General features: G+C 75.5%; 15 protein-coding genes. 9 read left to right on the top strand and 6 right to left on the bottom strand.

The features are described 5' to 3' along the window. Window positions 1–527: type VII secretion protein EccB (eccB, locus tag BU198_RS12040; RefSeq protein ID WP_188296835.1), on the bottom strand; the 527-nt coding region annotated here is incomplete at its 3' end. A 367-nt stretch (window positions 528–894) separates the two neighbouring features. Between eccB and BU198_RS12035 the strand changes: the two genes are divergently transcribed. From BU198_RS12035 to BU198_RS12010, 6 genes are all read left to right on the top strand, one after another. Next, window positions 895–2,427, top strand: coding sequence for a flavin monoamine oxidase family protein (locus BU198_RS12035; protein WP_223244272.1), 1,533 nt, complete (start codon window positions 895–897; stop codon window positions 2,425–2,427). Further along, on the top strand, window positions 2,424–3,782 hold the full coding sequence (locus BU198_RS12030) for a glutamate-cysteine ligase family protein (protein ID WP_188296833.1): 1,359 nt from the start codon (window positions 2,424–2,426) through the stop codon (window positions 3,780–3,782). Before BU198_RS12035 ends, BU198_RS12030 begins: the two co-directional genes overlap by 4 nt. Before the next feature lie 151 nt (window positions 3,783–3,933). Beyond that, on the top strand, window positions 3,934–4,191 hold the full coding sequence (locus tag BU198_RS12025; protein WP_188296832.1) for a hypothetical protein: 258 nt from the start codon (window positions 3,934–3,936) through the stop codon (window positions 4,189–4,191). 113 nt (window positions 4,192–4,304) lie between these two features. After that, window positions 4,305–5,516 (top strand): MFS transporter, encoded by a 1,212-nt coding sequence (locus tag BU198_RS12020; protein ID WP_188296831.1) that lies wholly within the window; start codon window positions 4,305–4,307, stop codon window positions 5,514–5,516. A 153-nt stretch (window positions 5,517–5,669) separates the two neighbouring features. Continuing rightward, window positions 5,670–6,392: a class I SAM-dependent methyltransferase gene (locus tag BU198_RS12015; RefSeq protein ID WP_188296830.1), complete on the top strand. Its 723-nt coding sequence runs from the start codon at window positions 5,670–5,672 to the stop codon at window positions 6,390–6,392. Between the two features lie 258 nt (window positions 6,393–6,650). Next, a complete protein-coding gene (locus tag BU198_RS12010; RefSeq protein ID WP_188296829.1) occupies window positions 6,651–8,012 on the top strand; it encodes an MFS transporter in 1,362 nt (453 codons plus the stop codon). A gap of 62 nt (window positions 8,013–8,074) precedes the next feature. Here the strand turns inward: BU198_RS12010 and BU198_RS12005 are convergent, their stop codons facing one another. The 3 genes from BU198_RS12005 to BU198_RS11995 are packed head-to-tail and all read right to left on the bottom strand — an operon-like array spanning window position 8,075 to window position 10,246. Beyond that, entirely contained in the window at window positions 8,075–8,476 is a 402-nt protein-coding gene (locus BU198_RS12005; protein ID WP_188296828.1) for a pyridoxamine 5'-phosphate oxidase family protein, read from the bottom strand. Window positions 8,477–8,534: 58 nt separating this feature from the next. After that, window positions 8,535–9,164, bottom strand: a complete 630-nt coding sequence (locus BU198_RS12000; protein WP_188296827.1) for an MBL fold metallo-hydrolase — start codon at window positions 9,162–9,164, stop codon at window positions 8,535–8,537. After that, window positions 9,161–10,246: an S-(hydroxymethyl)mycothiol dehydrogenase gene (locus BU198_RS11995; protein ID WP_188296826.1), complete on the bottom strand. Its 1,086-nt coding sequence runs from the start codon at window positions 10,244–10,246 to the stop codon at window positions 9,161–9,163. The genes BU198_RS12000 and BU198_RS11995 overlap by 4 nt, the downstream gene beginning before the upstream one ends. Window positions 10,247–10,888: 642 nt before the next feature. Here BU198_RS11995 and BU198_RS11990 point away from each other — a divergent pair. The 3 genes from BU198_RS11990 to BU198_RS11980 all read left to right on the top strand — a co-directional run bounded on the left by BU198_RS11990 (window position 10,889) and on the right by BU198_RS11980 (window position 13,691). Then, entirely contained in the window at window positions 10,889–12,103 is a 1,215-nt protein-coding gene (locus tag BU198_RS11990; RefSeq protein WP_188296825.1) for a cytochrome P450, read from the top strand. Next, on the top strand, window positions 12,100–12,357 hold the full coding sequence (locus BU198_RS11985) for a ferredoxin (RefSeq protein ID WP_317620079.1): 258 nt from the start codon (window positions 12,100–12,102) through the stop codon (window positions 12,355–12,357). The genes BU198_RS11990 and BU198_RS11985 overlap by 4 nt, the downstream gene beginning before the upstream one ends. Window positions 12,358–12,494: 137 nt before the next feature. After that, entirely contained in the window at window positions 12,495–13,691 is a 1,197-nt protein-coding gene (locus tag BU198_RS11980; protein WP_223244271.1) for an MFS transporter, read from the top strand. Window positions 13,692–13,736: 45 nt separating this feature from the next. On the opposite strand, the gene BU198_RS11975 is transcribed toward BU198_RS11980, so the two are convergent. After that, window positions 13,737–14,648, bottom strand: coding sequence for a LysR family transcriptional regulator (locus tag BU198_RS11975; protein WP_188296824.1), 912 nt, complete (start codon window positions 14,646–14,648; stop codon window positions 13,737–13,739). 9 nt (window positions 14,649–14,657) lie between these two features. Further along, the coding region (locus BU198_RS11970; RefSeq protein ID WP_188296823.1) for an aminoglycoside phosphotransferase family protein at window positions 14,658–15,566 on the bottom strand (909 nt) is incomplete at its 5' end.

Raw genomic sequence — 15,566 nt, 5'->3', positions numbered from 1 at the left:
CCCTCGGCGGCCGGGTCCACCAGCAGGCCGAGCCGCGGCGCGGGGGCGCCGGTCGGGCCCGGCTGGACGGTGCCGCAGACCAGCCAGGTGCCGCCGGCCAGGTCGGCGGCGGGCGGCAGCCCGTCCGGGGCGCCGACGATCCCGACCGGGGTACCGCGCGGCGCGTCCGCGATCGACGCCCGGCTCACCTGCCGCACCGTCATCCGGTCGCCGGCCAGCAGCCTGGCGCTGGTGTCGTTCAGCACCGGATGCAGCTGCCCGCCGACGGACAGGTACCTGGCGCCGGTCTCCTCGACCACCACCAGCGTGCCGGGCTTGGCCCAGCCCTCGCCGCCGCCGGGCCTGATCACCCCGTACACCGTGACGCCCAGCCCGATCAGCACCCCCACCGCCAGGCCCGTCATGGTGCCCCGGGTGGTCCGCCCGGTGGGAGTGTCCGGCGCGTCGGGCTCCGCCCGCAGCATGCCCGAGGCCACCCTGCTCATCACGAACAGGTGTGCCTGCACCTGGTCGCGTCGGGACTGCATCCAGTTCCTCCCCGGTTCCTCGCGGACGCGCGCGCCGCTTCGCGGCCGCACCGCTGCGCGCGCCCACTACGGACCTACGGCCCGCGCCACCGGCCCGGTTCACCGGCCGGGAACGCGCCCCGGCGGACCGCCGCGGACGGGACGGGCGGGGCGCAGGCGAACCACGCGTACTGGACGCCATCGCCCGGATGCCTCAGGGTGAGACCGGCGCCCGGCGCCCGGCCGGGCGCACCGAGGCCCCGCCGGACCCCGTCGCCGTCGCAGTCCGTCCCACCCCCGTCATCCGCGGCGGCGCCGCGCAGTGGCACCCGCGGGAGGCCTCGCCGAGGCTGGGACGGGGCTCCCGCCTCAGATGGGTACGGTGCCGATGTTCGATACGAGCTTTGCGTTCCCGCGTTCGCTGGAGGAGCCCGTCGCCGGTGCCGGGGGCCGGGTCGCCGTGATCGGGGCGGGCATCGCCGGCCTGGTGTGCGCGTACGAGCTGCAGCGCCGCGGGTTCGACGTCGTCGTGTACGAACGGGCCAACCGGCCGGGCGGGCGGGTGCGCACCCACCGGTTCTGGGACGGCACCCACGTGGACCTCGGCGCCATGCGCATCCCCGGCAACCACCACTGCGTGCTGCACTACGTCTCCCGGTTCCGGCTGGCGACCCGCCCGTTCGTCAACGCCAACCCGCGCGCCTACTACCACCTGCGCGGCCGCCGGGTCCGGGTGCAGGACGTGGCCGCGCTGTTCCCCGCGTACGAGCTGCGTCCTGCCGAGCGGCAGCCCCCGGCCCCGGTGCTGGACCAGCTGCTCGGCTCGGTGTGGTCCACCCTGACCCTCGAACAGCAGCGCCGCACCCTGGAGGGCCACTGGGACGACCCCGCGCTGGAGCGGGCGGCCTCGGTGTCGCTGTGGCAGTTCGTCCACGAGCACCTGTCGCAGGACGCCTGGGACCTCTTCGGCCACGCCAGCGGCCTCGCCCACTACGAGCAGTCCTCGCTGCTGGAGGTGCTGGTCGACTACTTCGGCCTGTTCCACCACGGTCAGGTCGAGCTGGTGGACGGGCTGGACGCGCTGGTCCATGCCTTCGTCGCCGCGCTGCGCCCCGGCACGCTCCGGCTCTCCACCCAGGTCGACGAACTGGCGCTGACCGCGGACGGCGTCCGGCTGCACGGCCGGCGGATCGGCGCCCGGCTGCACGAGGACGTCGACTACGTGGTGTGCTGCGTCCCGGCGCCCGCGCTGGACCGGATCACCGTCACCCCGGGCCTGCCGCACGCCCAGCGGCACGCCGTCCGCGGCATCAGCTACGCGAGCAGCAGCAAGACCGTCCTGCACCTCACCCGGCGCCGCTGGGAGCTGGAGGACGGCGTCCACGGCGGCGGCAGCTTCACCGACCTGCCGATCCAGCAGTGCTGGTACCCGTCCGACAACGCGGTGCGCGGCGAGGACGGGGTCAACGGCAGCGCGGGCCCGCGCTGGACCGCGCGCGACCCGCTGCGCTCGGCCGAGCCGACGGCCCTGCTCGGCGCGTACCTGTGGGGCGCCAACGCCCGCCGCTTCGCCGCGCTGGAGACGGCCGACCGGGACACGCTGGTGCTGGACTGTCTGGAACGGCTCCACCCGGGTATCACCGGGGACGTGGACGACATCGTGCACTGCAACTGGGACGTGCAGACCGGCATGGGCGGCGGCGCCTTCGCCCATCTGACGCCCGGCGAGCACACCCGCTACCTGGGCGTGCTCGGTTCCCCGTACCCGGCGGAGCGCCCGCGGGTCTTCTTCGCCGGCGAGCACCTGTCCGGCGCCCACGCCTGGTGCCAGGGCGCGGCGCAGTCCGCCCTGAGCGCGGTCGGCGCGGTGCTTGACCGGGCCGGGCACCCCCGGGTCACCACCCGGGTGGGGGCGGTGTGACGGGCACCGGGGCCGGAGCGGAGCTGGGCCGGGCCGAGCTGCTGGCACCGTTCCGCCCCGGCCGCAGCGAGCAGATCGGCATCGAGGTCGAGTGCGGCCTGGTCGACCCGGCCACCGGGCTGGCCGCCCGCTACTCCGGCGAGCGCGGCGTGCTGGCCGTCCTGGAGGCGGTGCTGGAGAGGTGGGGCGGCGAGCGGCAGGAGGACGCCAGGCGGCTGACCGGCGTCCTGCTCCCGGACGGCAGCCAGATCACCCTGGAGCACGGCGGCCAGATCGAGTACTCCTCGGCACCCGTCCCCTCGGTGGCCAGGGCGGTGGACGACATGCGTGCCGCCCTGGAGCGACTCGCCGAGCTGGTCGGCCGGTTCGGCCTGGCCCTGCTGCCCGGCGCCAACCTGCCCTTCGACCGGCTGGCCGACGTGCGGTGGGTGCCGATGACCCGCGGCGCCATCATGCGGGACTACTTCGCCGGGCTGGGCGAGCCCGGCGGCCGGGCCCGGTACGTGATGGCGCTGTCGCTGTCCACCCAGGTCACCCTGGACCACCTCTCCCCCGAGGACCTCGCGCGGAAGCTGCGGATGCAGATGGCCGCCGCCCCCGTGGTCTCCGCACTGCTCGTCAACTCACCGATCCAAGAAGGCAGTTCGAGCAGTGGTCTGCTGTCCCACCGGTGCTGGGCCTGGCTCCGGATGGACCCGCGCAGGGGCGGGGTGCTGCCGCCCGCGCTGCGCCCCGGCGTCACCGCCGAGGAGATCACCGACTGGGCGCTCGGCCTCCCGCTGATCCACTACCGCACCCCGGACGGCCGCTACCACCGGGCGCCCGACCGCCCCTTCGCCGAGCTGCTCCGGCACGGCTACCCGGACGGCTCGCGGCCGACCCCGGCGCACTGGGCCGCCCACCTCAACCAGATCTGGACCAACACCAGGGTCCGCGGCACCCTGGAGCTGCGCGCCTCCGACGGTCCGCCGTACCCGTTCATCCCGGCCGTCCCCGCGCTCTGGGCCGGGCTCACCTACCACCCCGGATCCCGGGACGCCGCCTGGGAGCTGCTCGGCCGCCACACCCTGTACGACCACCGGGCGGCGCTCGCCGAGCTGCCCGCCCTCGGGCTCGCCACCCGCCTGGGCGGCGAGCCGGTCCGGCCGCTGGCCGCCGAGCTGCTCCGGCTGGCCAGGGCCGGTCTGGCCGCCCGGGTGGCGGCGGGCCTCGAACCGCCGCACGTCCTCGGGTACCTGGACCCGCTGGACGAGATCGTCGCCACCGGGCGGACCTTCGCCGAGCAGTGCCGCGAGCGCTGGCACGGCGACCTGCGCCACGACCCGGCCCGCTACGTCGCCGCGTACCGGGTCTGAGCCCGCGGACCGGCCGGGAGCCGCCCGCGCGTCAGCAGACCGTCAGCGCGGTGTCAGCAGTCCGTCAATCCGGGCTCCGGCGGGCGCGGGGCGGCGGAAGCTGGACGGACCGCACCTGCACGCACCGCAGGTCGTCCCGGAGGTGATCCGCTTGTCCGTCCTCGCCGCGTTCCATTCCGCCGTCCCCGACGTGCGCCGCCACGGCCACGACCTGCGCACCGCGTGCGCGCGGGTGCTGGACCGCCTGGCCGCCAGCCCGCTCGACAGCCCGGTGCTCGGCGCCATCGGCACACCCCGCCCGGCCGGTCGGCCGGGCGGGGTGCCGGCCGGGCTGCGGGCCCACTGGCACCCCGTGACCAGGGAGGACGGCCGCACCGCCCTCGAAGCGGAGTGGCAACCGGAGCGCTGACTCCGCGAACGCCCCGACCCGTCCCGCACCCGCCGGACGCGGACGGCCGTTCGGCCCAGCGCTCCCCCGGGCGACGGCGGGCCGGAGCCGGAGCGCGCGCCTATGGTGGGCGAATGACCGACCGTCGGACCGCTCGGCCCGCTCGGACCGCCGTCGCCCGGGCGGGCCACCTCGTCGCCGCCGCCGCCTTCGCCGTCTGCATGGCCGGCACCACCCTGCCCACCCCGCTCTACGGGCTGTACCAGGAGAAGATCGGCTTCTCCGAGCTCACGGTGACGGTCGTGTTCGCGGTGTACGCCTTCGGCGTCATCGGCGTCCTGCTGCTGGTCGGCAACGTCTCCGACTCCGTCGGCCGCCGGCCCGTCCTGCTCTGCGGGCTGGCCTGCTCCGCCGCCAGCGCCGTCGTCTTCCTGGCTGCCGACAGCGTCGCCCTGCTCTGCCTGGGCCGGCTGCTGTCCGGACTGTCGGCGGGCCTGTTCACCGGCACCGGGACGGCGTACGTGCTGGAACTCGCCCCGCCCGGGCAGCGGGCCCGCGCGAGCTTCGTCGCGACCGCCGCCAACATGGGCGGGCTCGGCTGCGGACCGCTGCTGTCGGGCGTGCTCTCGCAGTACGCGCCGCACCCGCTGGTGCTGCCGTTCGCCGTACACCTGGGGCTGCTCGCCGTCTCGTTCGCGCTCACCCGGCTGCTGCCGGAGACCGTCGCCGGGGCCCGTCCGCTGCGCACGGCCAGACCCGTCCGGCCCTCCCTGCCGCCGGAGGTCCGCCGGGTGTTCGTGCCGGCCGGAGTCGCCGCCTTCGCGGGCTTCTCCCTGCTGGGCCTGTTCACCTCGGTCAGCCCGGCCTTCCTCGCCGTCGACCTGGGCGTCCACAACCGCGCGGTGGTCGGCCTGGTGGTCTTCACCGCGTTCTTCGCCTCCACCCTCGGCCAGCTCCTGGTGCCCAGACTCGGCACCGCCAGGGCGATCCCGCTGGGCTGCCTGGTGCTGATCGCCGGTATGGCCCTGCTGGCCTCCTCGCTCGCCTGGGAGGTCCTGCCGCCGCTGGTGCTCAGTGCCCTGGCGGGCGGCGCCGGGCAGGGCATGGGCCTGCGCGGGGCGGTGGGCGAGGTGGCCGCGGCCGCTCCCGCCGAGCACCGCGGCGGCGCGCTCTCGGCGCTCTTCGTGGTCGCCTACTTCGGCATCTCGATCCCGGTCATCGGGGTGGGCCTGCTCACCGGCCCGCTCGGACTGGCCCACGCCGGCCTGGTCTTCGCCGGCTGCATGGCCGTGCTCGCCGCCGCCTCCGGGGTCTACCTGCTGCGCCAGGCGCGCGCCCTGACCTGAGCGCCGCGCTCCGTCCGCACGCGCCCCCCGGGTCCGCCCGCACGCCCGCACGCGGTTGCCGCCGGGGCCGGGTGCCGATAGACACGGTCACAGCACCGCCCTTGACGGCACTGGGCGCGACAGCACTGGGCGTGACATCCGGAGGTCCCCGCCATGAGCGTGACGAATCGGTACCGGGACGCCTGGGAGGGCTTCTGGCGCGACGCGCCCGAGGAGCCGGGCTCGGTGATCTGGGACGCGGCGCCGGCCCTCAGCGCCGAGCGCCACCTGACACTGTTCCGCCCCCACCTGGCCGACCCCACGCTGCCCGTCGTCGACCTGGGCTGCGGCAACGGCACCCAGACCCGCTTCCTCGCCGAGCGCTTCCCCCTCGTCCTCGGGGTCGACCTGTCCGCCGCCGCCCTCGACCGCGCCCGGCGCGGCGACCCGGCCGGGCGGGCCGAGTTCACCCGGTTGGACGCCACCGACGCCGCGGCCGTCCGGGCCCTCCACCACCGCCTCGGCGACGCCAACGTGTACGTGCGCGGGGTGATCCACCAGAGCGATCCGGCCGACCGGCCGGCGGTGGCCGAGGCCGTCGCCACCCTGCTCGGGGTCCGCGGCCGGGCCTTCGTGTTCGAGCTCTCCGAGGCGGCCAAGGAGGTCCTGACCGGCCTGGCCCGCGGCGCGGACGGACCGCCGCCGAAGCTGCGCCCGGTGTTCTCCCACGGGCTGACCCCCGCCGAGGTGGCCGACGCGGCCTTCCCCGAGTTGTTCCGCGCCGCCGGCCTGACCGTCCTCGCCACCGGCGACCTGCCGCTGGCCACCACGGAGACCGCCCCCGACGGCACCCGGATCGACCTGCCCGCGCACTGGCTGGTGGCAGGCCCGGCCTGAACCCGGCGCCACACACGCCGACCCGGCTGACGCCACGTCGGTTTCCGGCCATCCTCCCGGCCCCGCCCCTTCCGGGCGGGCGGCACCGGCGAGCCCGCCGTGCCCGGTCACCGCTGGTCAGGCCCGCACCCCCGACGCACCCCAAATCCCCTTCACCGCAGGGTTTCTGGCGCATTCCCGGGCCGGAGCAACGACGGTGGTCGAACGATCGGACCCGTCGTGTTTTGCTGGACCGCGCCCGACACAGGAGTCTGATACATGGGATCCTCCACGGCCGAGGAATCGTCCGTCCCCGCGGAGTCCGGCCCACCCGCGACACCGGCCCCGGCCACGACACCGGCCACGACCTCGGGCCAAGCCCCGGCCCCGGCCCCGGAGTCCGTGCCGCTGCGCCGGAACCGCCCCCTGCTGCTGCTGGTCACGGAGCAGATGACGAGTTCGGTGGGGCGCCAGGTCACCGCGCTGGCGCTGCCGCTGCTGGCCATCGCCCATCTGCACGCGGGCCCGCTGGGCTGCTCGGCGCTGATGGCGATGGCCTACCTGCCCGGCGTCCTGCTCAGCCCGCTGATCGGCGTCGCCGTCGACCGGGCCCGGCTGCGGCGGATGCTGGTGGCCGTCTCCTGGTTGCAGGTCCCCGCCGTCGGCAGCGTGCCGCTCGCGGCCGCGCTGGACGGTCTGACCTGGCCGCACTTGTTCGCCGCGGCGGCCGCCTCCGGGGCGCTGAGTTCCTCCCAGAGCATCGCGCTGCAGTCCTGCCTGCCCCGCGTGGTGCCCACCAGACGCCTGCTGCCGGCCAACTCCTCGCTCACCGGCGCCAGGACCGTCGGCCTGATCGGCGGACCGGCGCTCGGCGGCATCCTGATCGGCGTGATCGACCCGGCTCCGGCACTGCTGGTCGAGTGCGCCGCCTACCTCGTCGGCGGGGCCCTGTTCCTCGCGCTTCCGGCCGCGCTGAACCGGCCGGCGCAGGAGCCTGGCGGCGGTGCGCGGTCCCGCGTCGAGGCCCTGCGGGAGGGCCTCGCGGTCATCCGGCGCGAGACCCCGCTGCGCCGCCAGGCCCTCGCCGCGGCCGGGCTCAACCTGGGCGGCGGGGCCGGCGGCGGCCTGTTCGTCCTGTACGCCGACCGGGAGCTGCACCTGCTCCCGTGGCAGCTCGGCGCGGTCTACGCCGGGTACGCCGTCGGCATGGGCACCGGTGTGCTCGTCGCGACCTCCGTCACCCGGGCGCTGGGGATGGCCCGGGCCATCCGGCTGTGCGCCGTGGGCGCGGGGGCCGCCCTCTTCCTCATCCCCGCGGCCTCCCTCGGGGCGGCCTTCCCGGTACTCGTCCTGTACCAGCTGCTGTTCGGGCTGCTGGCGACGGTGTGGTCGATCGCCATGACCACCGGACGTCAGCTGGTCACCCCCGCCCACCTGCTGGGCCGCGTCAACGCCTTCCTCCAGGCCGTCCTGACCGCCACCCTGCCCGTCGGCGCCTTCGTCGGCGGGTGGCTCGCCTCCCGGGTCGGCATCGTGCCGGTGCTGGTCGGTGCGGCGGCCGTCGCCCTGGCGGGCGCGAGCAGCCTCTGGTTCCCGCGCGACATGCTCGCCGGGATCGAGCGGGCCGCGCAGCCGTCCTGAGGCCCGGGGCCGGGGAACGGTCGTTCCGGTAGTGAGAACGGCCGTTCCCGGAACGGGGGTTCTCAGGCCCGGCCGAGGACCCGGTCGACGGTGATCTCGATGACCACCCGGTCCGGGTTGACCCGCGGCTCCCGGTAGCGCTCGGCGTAGCGGCGCTCCGCCTCGGCGACCTGCCCGGGCTCGTCGCGGACGACCGCCACGCCCTCCAGCGTCGACCAGCGCGCCCGGTCCACCTGGCAGACGGCGACCCGCTGGCCCTGGGGCCCGGCCTCGGCGACGTTGCGGGCCTTGCGACTGGTGCGGCTGGTGATGACCCGGGCGGTGCCCGTCTCCGGCTGGTACGTCACGCCGACCGGCACCACGTGCGGAGTGCCGTCCGGGCGGGTGGTGGTCAGCGTGGAGATGTGCCGCTCCTGCCAGAAGGAGAGGAAGGAGTCGTCGAGGTCGCGCGGGTCGTGGGCCATGACCGGGATGGTACGGCCCCGGGGGAACAGTCGTTCCCCCGGGGCGTACGGGCGGGCGTCAGTGCCCGCGGGCGATCCACTCCGGCAGCGCCGGGGCCTCGGCGCCGATGGTGGTCGGGTCGCCGTGGCCGGTGCGCACCACGGTCTCGACCGGGAGCGTCAGCAGCCGCTCGCGGATCGAGTCGATGATGGTCGGGAAGTGCGAGAACGACCGGCCGGTGGCACCCGGGCCGCCGTGGAACAGGGTGTCGCCGGTGAACACGGTGCCCAGCGCGGGCGCGTACAGGCAGACCGCGCCGGGCGCGTGGCCCGGGGTGTGCAGCACGGTCAGCTCGACGCCGGCCACCTCGATCCGCTGACCGTCGGCCAGCTCGCCGTCCGGGAGCCGCTCGGGGTGGGTGAGCTTCCAGAGCGGCAGGTCGTCGGGGTGCAGCAGGATCGGCGCACCGGTGCGGGCGGCGAGGGCCGGGGCCGCGTCGATGTGGTCGTTGTGCGCGTGGGTGGAGACGATCGCCACCAGCCGGCGCCCGCCGAGCGCGGCCTCGATGGCCTCGGCGTCGTGCGCGGCGTCGATCACCACCGCCTCCTCGTCGTTCCCGACGATCCAGACGTTGTTCTCCACCTCCCAGCTGCCGCCGTCGAGTTCGAAGGTCCCGGCGGTGACCAGCCGGTCGACGCGCCCGCTCACAGGACCACCACCGAACGGAGGACGTCGCCGTGGTGCATGCGCTCGAAGGCCTGCTCCACCTGGTCGAGCTCGATGGTCTCGGTGACGAAGGCGCCGAGGTCCAGGCGGCCCTGGCGGTAGAGGTCGATCAGCATCGGGAAGTCCCGCGAGGGCAGGCAGTCGCCGTACCAGGAGGACTTCAGCGCGCCGCCGCGGCCGAAGACGTCGAGCAGCGGCAGCTCCAGGGTCATCTCCGGGGTCGGCACGCCGACCAGGACGACGGTGCCGGCCAGGTCGCGGGCGTAGAAGGCCTGCTTGTAGGTCTCCGGCCGGCCGACCGCCTCGACCACCACGTCCGCGCCGTTGCCGCCGGTCAGCTCGCGGATCGCCTCGACCGCGTCGGTGGTGCGGGAGTTGACGGTGTGGGTGGCGCCCAGCTTGCGGGCGGTCTCCAGCTTGCGGTCGTCGATGTCCACCGCGATGACCTTCGACGCGCCCGCCAGCCGGGAGCCCATCACGGCCGCGCCGCCGACGCCGCCGCAGCCGATGACGGCGACCGAGTCGCCCCGGCCGACGTTGCCGGTGTTGATCGCGGCGCCGAGGCCCGCCATCACACCGCAGCCCAGCAGGCCCGCGACGGCCGGCTCGGCGGCCGGGTCCACCTTGGTGCACTGGCCGGCCGCGACCAGGGTCTTCTCGGCGAACGCGCCGATGCCCAGCGCCGGGGACAGCTCGGTGCCGTCCAGCAGCGTCATCTTCTGCTTGGCGTTGTGGGTGGCGAAGCAGTACTGCGGGCGGCCCCGCTTGCACGCGCGGCACTGACCGCACACCGCACGCCAGTTGAGGACCACGAAGTCGCCGGGCTCGACCTCGGTGACGCCCTCGCCGACCGACTCCACGATGCCCGCGGCCTCGTGGCCGAGCAGGAACGGGAACTCGTCGTTGATGCCGCCCTCCCGGTAGTGGAGGTCGGTGTGACAGACGCCGCAGGCCTGGATCCGGACCACCGCCTCACCCGGGCCGGGGTCGGGCACCACGATCGTGGTCACCTCCACGGGCGCGCCCTTGGCGCGCGCGATCACTGCCTTGACCTGCTGGGGCATCCGATTCCACCTCCGTCTGCCGGTGCGGCTCTGCACCCGGCGTGACCTGCGAAGAAAAACTGCGAGAAGACCTGCCCACGAAGCGTAACGCCCACCCGGCCGGCCACCGGCGGAGCCCCGTGGGGCGCCCGTCCCGATCCGGTGTGATACGGCGCGCCACACCTGCCACCGGCAGATCCGCCCCCCTGTGACGGGCTCACGAAGCCTCCTGTGGCAAGTGCCACCCGAGTACCCGTCGAGGGCCCGGAGACAGCCGGGCGCGATGGTGGCGACAGGGGCGCACAGGTGGCGCTGAGCGCCCGTCAGTGCGCCTCGAAGTGCCCGGAAAGCACCGGCGTTGGCTGGAAGTGCCGCAGACGGGCGCCCCGCCGCCCACGTACGGTCGTAGCAGAGACGGTCCACGCGACCACGCTCAGCACACCCGCCCCATCAGACGGCGCGCGACCGTGCGCCGTCCGCGCCGGGTGCGTACCGACCGTGCGCCCCCGCACATTTCGCGCCATTTCCCGTAGGAGCCCGACCGACCCCCGGCCCGTGTCGAGCCGCCAGCCGGCCGCATCACCCGTCCCCCCGCACCATCCCCGGATCCACCCCCCGTCGGGCCGCGCCCCGCGGCCCACCGCCCTGGAGTCTGGAGTACGGATGTCCACCGAGAACAGTGCGACCAGTGCCGGCACCGCCCCGCTCCCCCCGCTGCACTGCATGCGCAAGCTCGAACCCGGCCCGCCCCGCCTGGCCGCGCTGCCCACCGGCACCCCGGTCTGGCTGGTCAGCCGGCACGCCGACGTGCGGCAGGTGCTGACCGACCCGCGCCTGGGCCGCGCCCCGCTCTACGCGCCGGACGCCCCGCCGGTCACGGTCACGCCCAACATCCTCGACGACCCGCAGAGCATGCTGAACATCGACGGCACCGAGCACCAGCGGCTGCGCCGCACCGTGCAGCGGGCCTTCACCCCGCGCGCGATCGAGCGCTGGCGGCCCTGGGTGGCCTCGGTGGTCGAGTCGCTGATCGACGAGCTGATCGACCAGGGCTCCCCCGCCGACATCATCGCCGGCTACTCCCGCCCGCTGCCGGTCGCGGTGATCAGCCGGCTGATGGGCCTGGACAACCTGGACAGCAAGCGGCTCGCGCACTGGAGCGACCACGCGCTCTCCACCACCGCGTTCTCCGCCGAGGCGATCGTCACCGCGATGACCGAGTTCGCCGCCTTCGGCGCCGAGGTGATCGCCGAGCGCCGGGCCGCCCCCGGCGAGGACCTGGTCAGCAGCCTGCTCTCGGCCGCCGCCGAGGACGGCTCGATCGCCGAGGGCCAGCTGGTCGCGCTGGTCATCGGCCTGGTCGTGGCCGGACACGAGACCACCATGACCAGCCTCGGCAACGCCCTGGTCTACCTGCTCCAGGACGGCCGCGAGGCCTGGCAGCGACTCTCCTCCGACGAGGCCAGCGCCGCCGCCGCGACCGAGCAGCTGCTGCGCGCCGTGCCGCTCGGCGACGCCCAGGAGCACATGCCCGGGCTGATGCGCCGCACCGTCGAGGACGTCGAGATCGGCGGCGTGGTCATCCCGGCCGGCAGCGTGGTCGCCGCCGACGCCTCCGCCGCCAACCAGGACCCGGCGGTGTTCACCGAGGACCTGCGCACCGAGCTGTTCTCCCCGCTGGCCGCCCCCATGCTCACCTTCGGCGCCGGGCCGCACCACTGCCTGGGCGCCTGGCTGGCCCGGATGGAGCTGGAGCTCGCCCTGCACCGGCTGGCCCGGCGGCTGCCCTCCCTGCGGCTGGCCGACGCGGTCGAGCAGATCGACTGGCGGCGCGGCCTGCTGACCCGTAGCCCGAACTCGCTGCGGGTGACCTGGTGACCGGCCGCGCGGACACCGACCCGGTGGTCGTCCGGGTCGACCAGGACCGCTGCATCGGCTCCGGGATGTGCGCCATCAGCGCCCCCGACTCGCTGGCCCTCGGTGCCGACGGGCTGGCCGCCCCGCTGGCCGAATACGCCGACGGTGGAGCGGAGTTGACGGACGGCCTGAGCGACGCGGTGGACTTCTGCCCGGTCGAGGCGCTCAGCCTCCACTCGGCCCGCGGCGGCTACCGGATCGCCCCCGCGGACTGAGCCCGCCCGGGTGGCTCCCGCCGCGACGACCGCGGCGGGAGCCCTCAGGAGCCCCCGGATGATCGATGAGCCGGGCTAATGAGTCGATGAGCTTATCGATCTTGTTCGACCCGTCCGCCGGCTGGTGAGCTGGCCGCATGACAGACGCGGAAACCCTCGCCCCTCCCACCGGTTCACCCAGCGCCCACCGCTGGTCCCCGGTCCTCGCCGTGGCACTCGCCACCTTCACCGTGGTGTCCTCCGAGATGATGCCGGTCGGCCTGCTCACCCCGATCTCCCACAGCCTCGGGGTCACCGACGGGGTCGCCGGGCTCTCCCTCACCATCACCGGCCTGATCGCCGCCGTCGTCTCCCTCTTCGCCCCGCGGCTCGTCGGCCCACGCGACCGCAGGACCGTCCTGGTCGCCTTCATGCTGCTGCTCGCCCTGGCCGACGCGGTGACCGCGCTGGCGCCGGACTTCGCGGTGCTGGCCGCCGGCCGCGTCCTGCTCGGCGCCGCCATGGGCATCGTCTGGGGCCTCGCCGCCGGCGTCGGCCCCCGTCTCGCCGACGGCCCGCGCGTCGCGCTCGCGATGACGCTGATCTTCTCCGGTGTCTCCATCGCCTCGGTGCTCGGCGTCCCGCTGGGCGCCTACCTGGCCGCGCTGCTCGACTGGCGCGCCGCGTTCTGGGCGCTCGCCCTGCTCGGCGTCGTCTCCGCCGCCGTCCTCGCCGTCACCCTGCCCGCGCTGCCGGTGCACGAGCGCGGACGGCCCGGCGGGCCGGGCCGCGCCCTGCGCCACCGGGGCGTCGCCGCCGGGATCGCGATCACCGCTTTCGTCGTGCTCGGCCACTTCGCCGGCTACACCTACGTCCGCCCGGTCCTCGAAGCCGGCGCGGGCCTGAGCGGCAGCGTGATCGCCGCCTGCCTGCTGGTGTACGGACTCGCGGGCGTCGCCGGGAACTTCACCCTCGGCCCGCTGTCCGGGCGCCGCCCGAGGACCGCCGTCGCCGTCGCTCTCGCGGGGGTCACGCTGGCCGCCGTCCTGCTCCCGTACGCCACCGGCGGAGTCGTCACCGTGCTGCTCGTCCTGGTCCTCTGGGGCGTCTCGTACGGCGGGGTGTCGGTCTCCACCCAGACCTGGGTCCGCATCGCGGACCCGGCCGGGATCGAGGCCTCGGCGGCGGTCTGGGCGGGCGTGTTCAACGCGAGCATCGCGCTCGGCTCCCTCGCCGGCGGGCTGGTGGTCGACCGGGCCGGGAACCACGCCGTCCTGTTCACCGCGGCCGGGCTGGCGGCCGTCGGGCTGCTGATCGCCCTGCTCTCCAGGCCCGACGCCCGACCGGCAGCATGACCGGCGGCCCGGCCGGTGGCTCGGCCGGCCGGTGTCACCGGGGGCTCAGTCGACGTGCCCGGCCAGCAGCTCCACGAACCCGGCCGCCATCGGATGCGGCCGCCGCTCGTTCGCGACCACCTCCAGCGTGGTCGGCTCCAGCTCGGGCACCGGCAGGAAACGGATGTCCGGCCGCTGGACGTACGTCGTACTGCGCTCGCACAGCAGCAGCCCCCGGCGGGTGCCGGCCACCATCGACAGACCCTCCTGGATGGTGGCCGCGCCCGCCGCGTACGTCAGCTCCCGCCCGCCCGTCGTCCGCCGGGGCGCGTTCACCTGCCGCCAGTACTCGGGCGCCGGGCCACGCGGCCCGACCAGCGGCAGCGCGGCCAGGTCCTCGGCGCTCACCCCGTCCGCCCCTGCCACCCCGACCGGGCGCTGCGCGGCGGAGACCGCCACCCACACCGGCTGACGGGAGAACTCCATCAGCACCTCCAGCCCCGGTTCCCGGCACGGACCGAGCACGATGGCCAGGTCGACCTCGCCCCGGGCGAGGTGCGAGAACGGGTCCGCCCACGGCAGTTCGACCAGCCGCGCCGACCCCTCCGGCAGGCCCGCGATCACCCGGGCGACCGGCTCGTACACCGCGCACTGGAAGCCCAGCCGCAGCGGCCTCGCCGTCGCGGCCCCGGCCCGGGCGGCGTCGTAGCCCTCCCTGAGCCGCTCGAAGGCAGGCACCACCTCTTCGGCCAGCGCCCGTCCCAGCTCCGTCGGCTCGACCCGGCGGCTGGTGCGTCGGAACAGCGGCGCGCCGACCCGGTTCTCCAGGCGCTTGATCAGCTGGGAGACCCGCCCCTGCGAGAGGCCCAGGCGCTCCGCCGTCCGCCCGAAGTGCAGCTGGTGGACGAGGACGGAGAAGCACTCCAGTTCCTGCAGGGGAAGTTCGGGCAGGACGGGGGCCGGCGTCGGTCGTTCCACCTCGGCAGTCTACGCCCGCCGGTCACTCGGGCCGCAGGCCAGCACGGCGCGCAGCTCGGCGGCCGGATCGCCCTCGTGGTAGGGGCGTTCGCTCGGCTCGATGTGGTCCAGGAACTCCTGGTAGCGCAGGGCGTAGGACAGGTGGTACAGCGGCTCGGCGAGTTCGAGCGCGCGCCGCGGGTCGGAGCCGGGGGCGTGCCGTCGCCAGGCCTCCGTCCAGACCCGGGCATGGTGCTGCCAGGCCTCCGGGGCGAGGTAGGCGCGCGGGCGCAGCCCGTCCAGGGCGGGGTGGCCGAGGCAGGAGTCGGCGTAGTCGACCACCACCGCGTTCGCGCCGTCGGAGCGCCAGTTGCCGGGGTGGAAGTCGCCGTGCAGCAGGGTCTCGGGCAGGCCGCAGGCGGCGAGCCGCTCCAGCAGCCCGGGCAGGCCGGCCGCGAAGGCGCCCAGGCTGTCCAGTTCCCCGGGCGTCAGGCCGGTCTCCCCGGCGCGCCGGTCCAGCAGGGTCGTCAGCTGGGCCGCCAGGGTGCGGGGGGTGCGGTCGCGCAGGGCGGCCAGGTCGCCCCGGCGTTCGGCGAGCGCGGCCTGGGCGGCGACCAGGCGGGGGACGACGTCGGCGACGGTGCCGGCGGACGGGCTCCAGCAGTCCTCGCCGGGGACGTGGTCGAGCAGCAGCCGCCCGCCGGCGGGGTCGGCGGCGAGGACGGTCGGGACGAGCCCGCGGTCGACGCCGCCGAGCAGCGCGATGACCTCACCCTCACGGGCGTTGAACGTGGGCGTCGTGGTCTTCAGCCAGGCGTCGGCGCCGGTGGCGGTGGGGAGGCGGAGGAGTCCGGAGAGGTTCCAGGTGCGGATCTGCCGCGCGGGCCCGGCCAACGGGCGCCCTGCGGCCGCGAGTTCGGCCTCCGCCCAGGCCAGCGC

Source organism: Streptomyces sp. CBMA156 (assembly GCF_014596515.1).
GTDB lineage: Bacteria > Actinomycetota > Actinomycetes > Streptomycetales > Streptomycetaceae > Kitasatospora.
The sequence above is the reverse complement of the archived record's forward strand: the minus strand, read 5'-3'. Positions and strand labels throughout refer to the sequence as shown.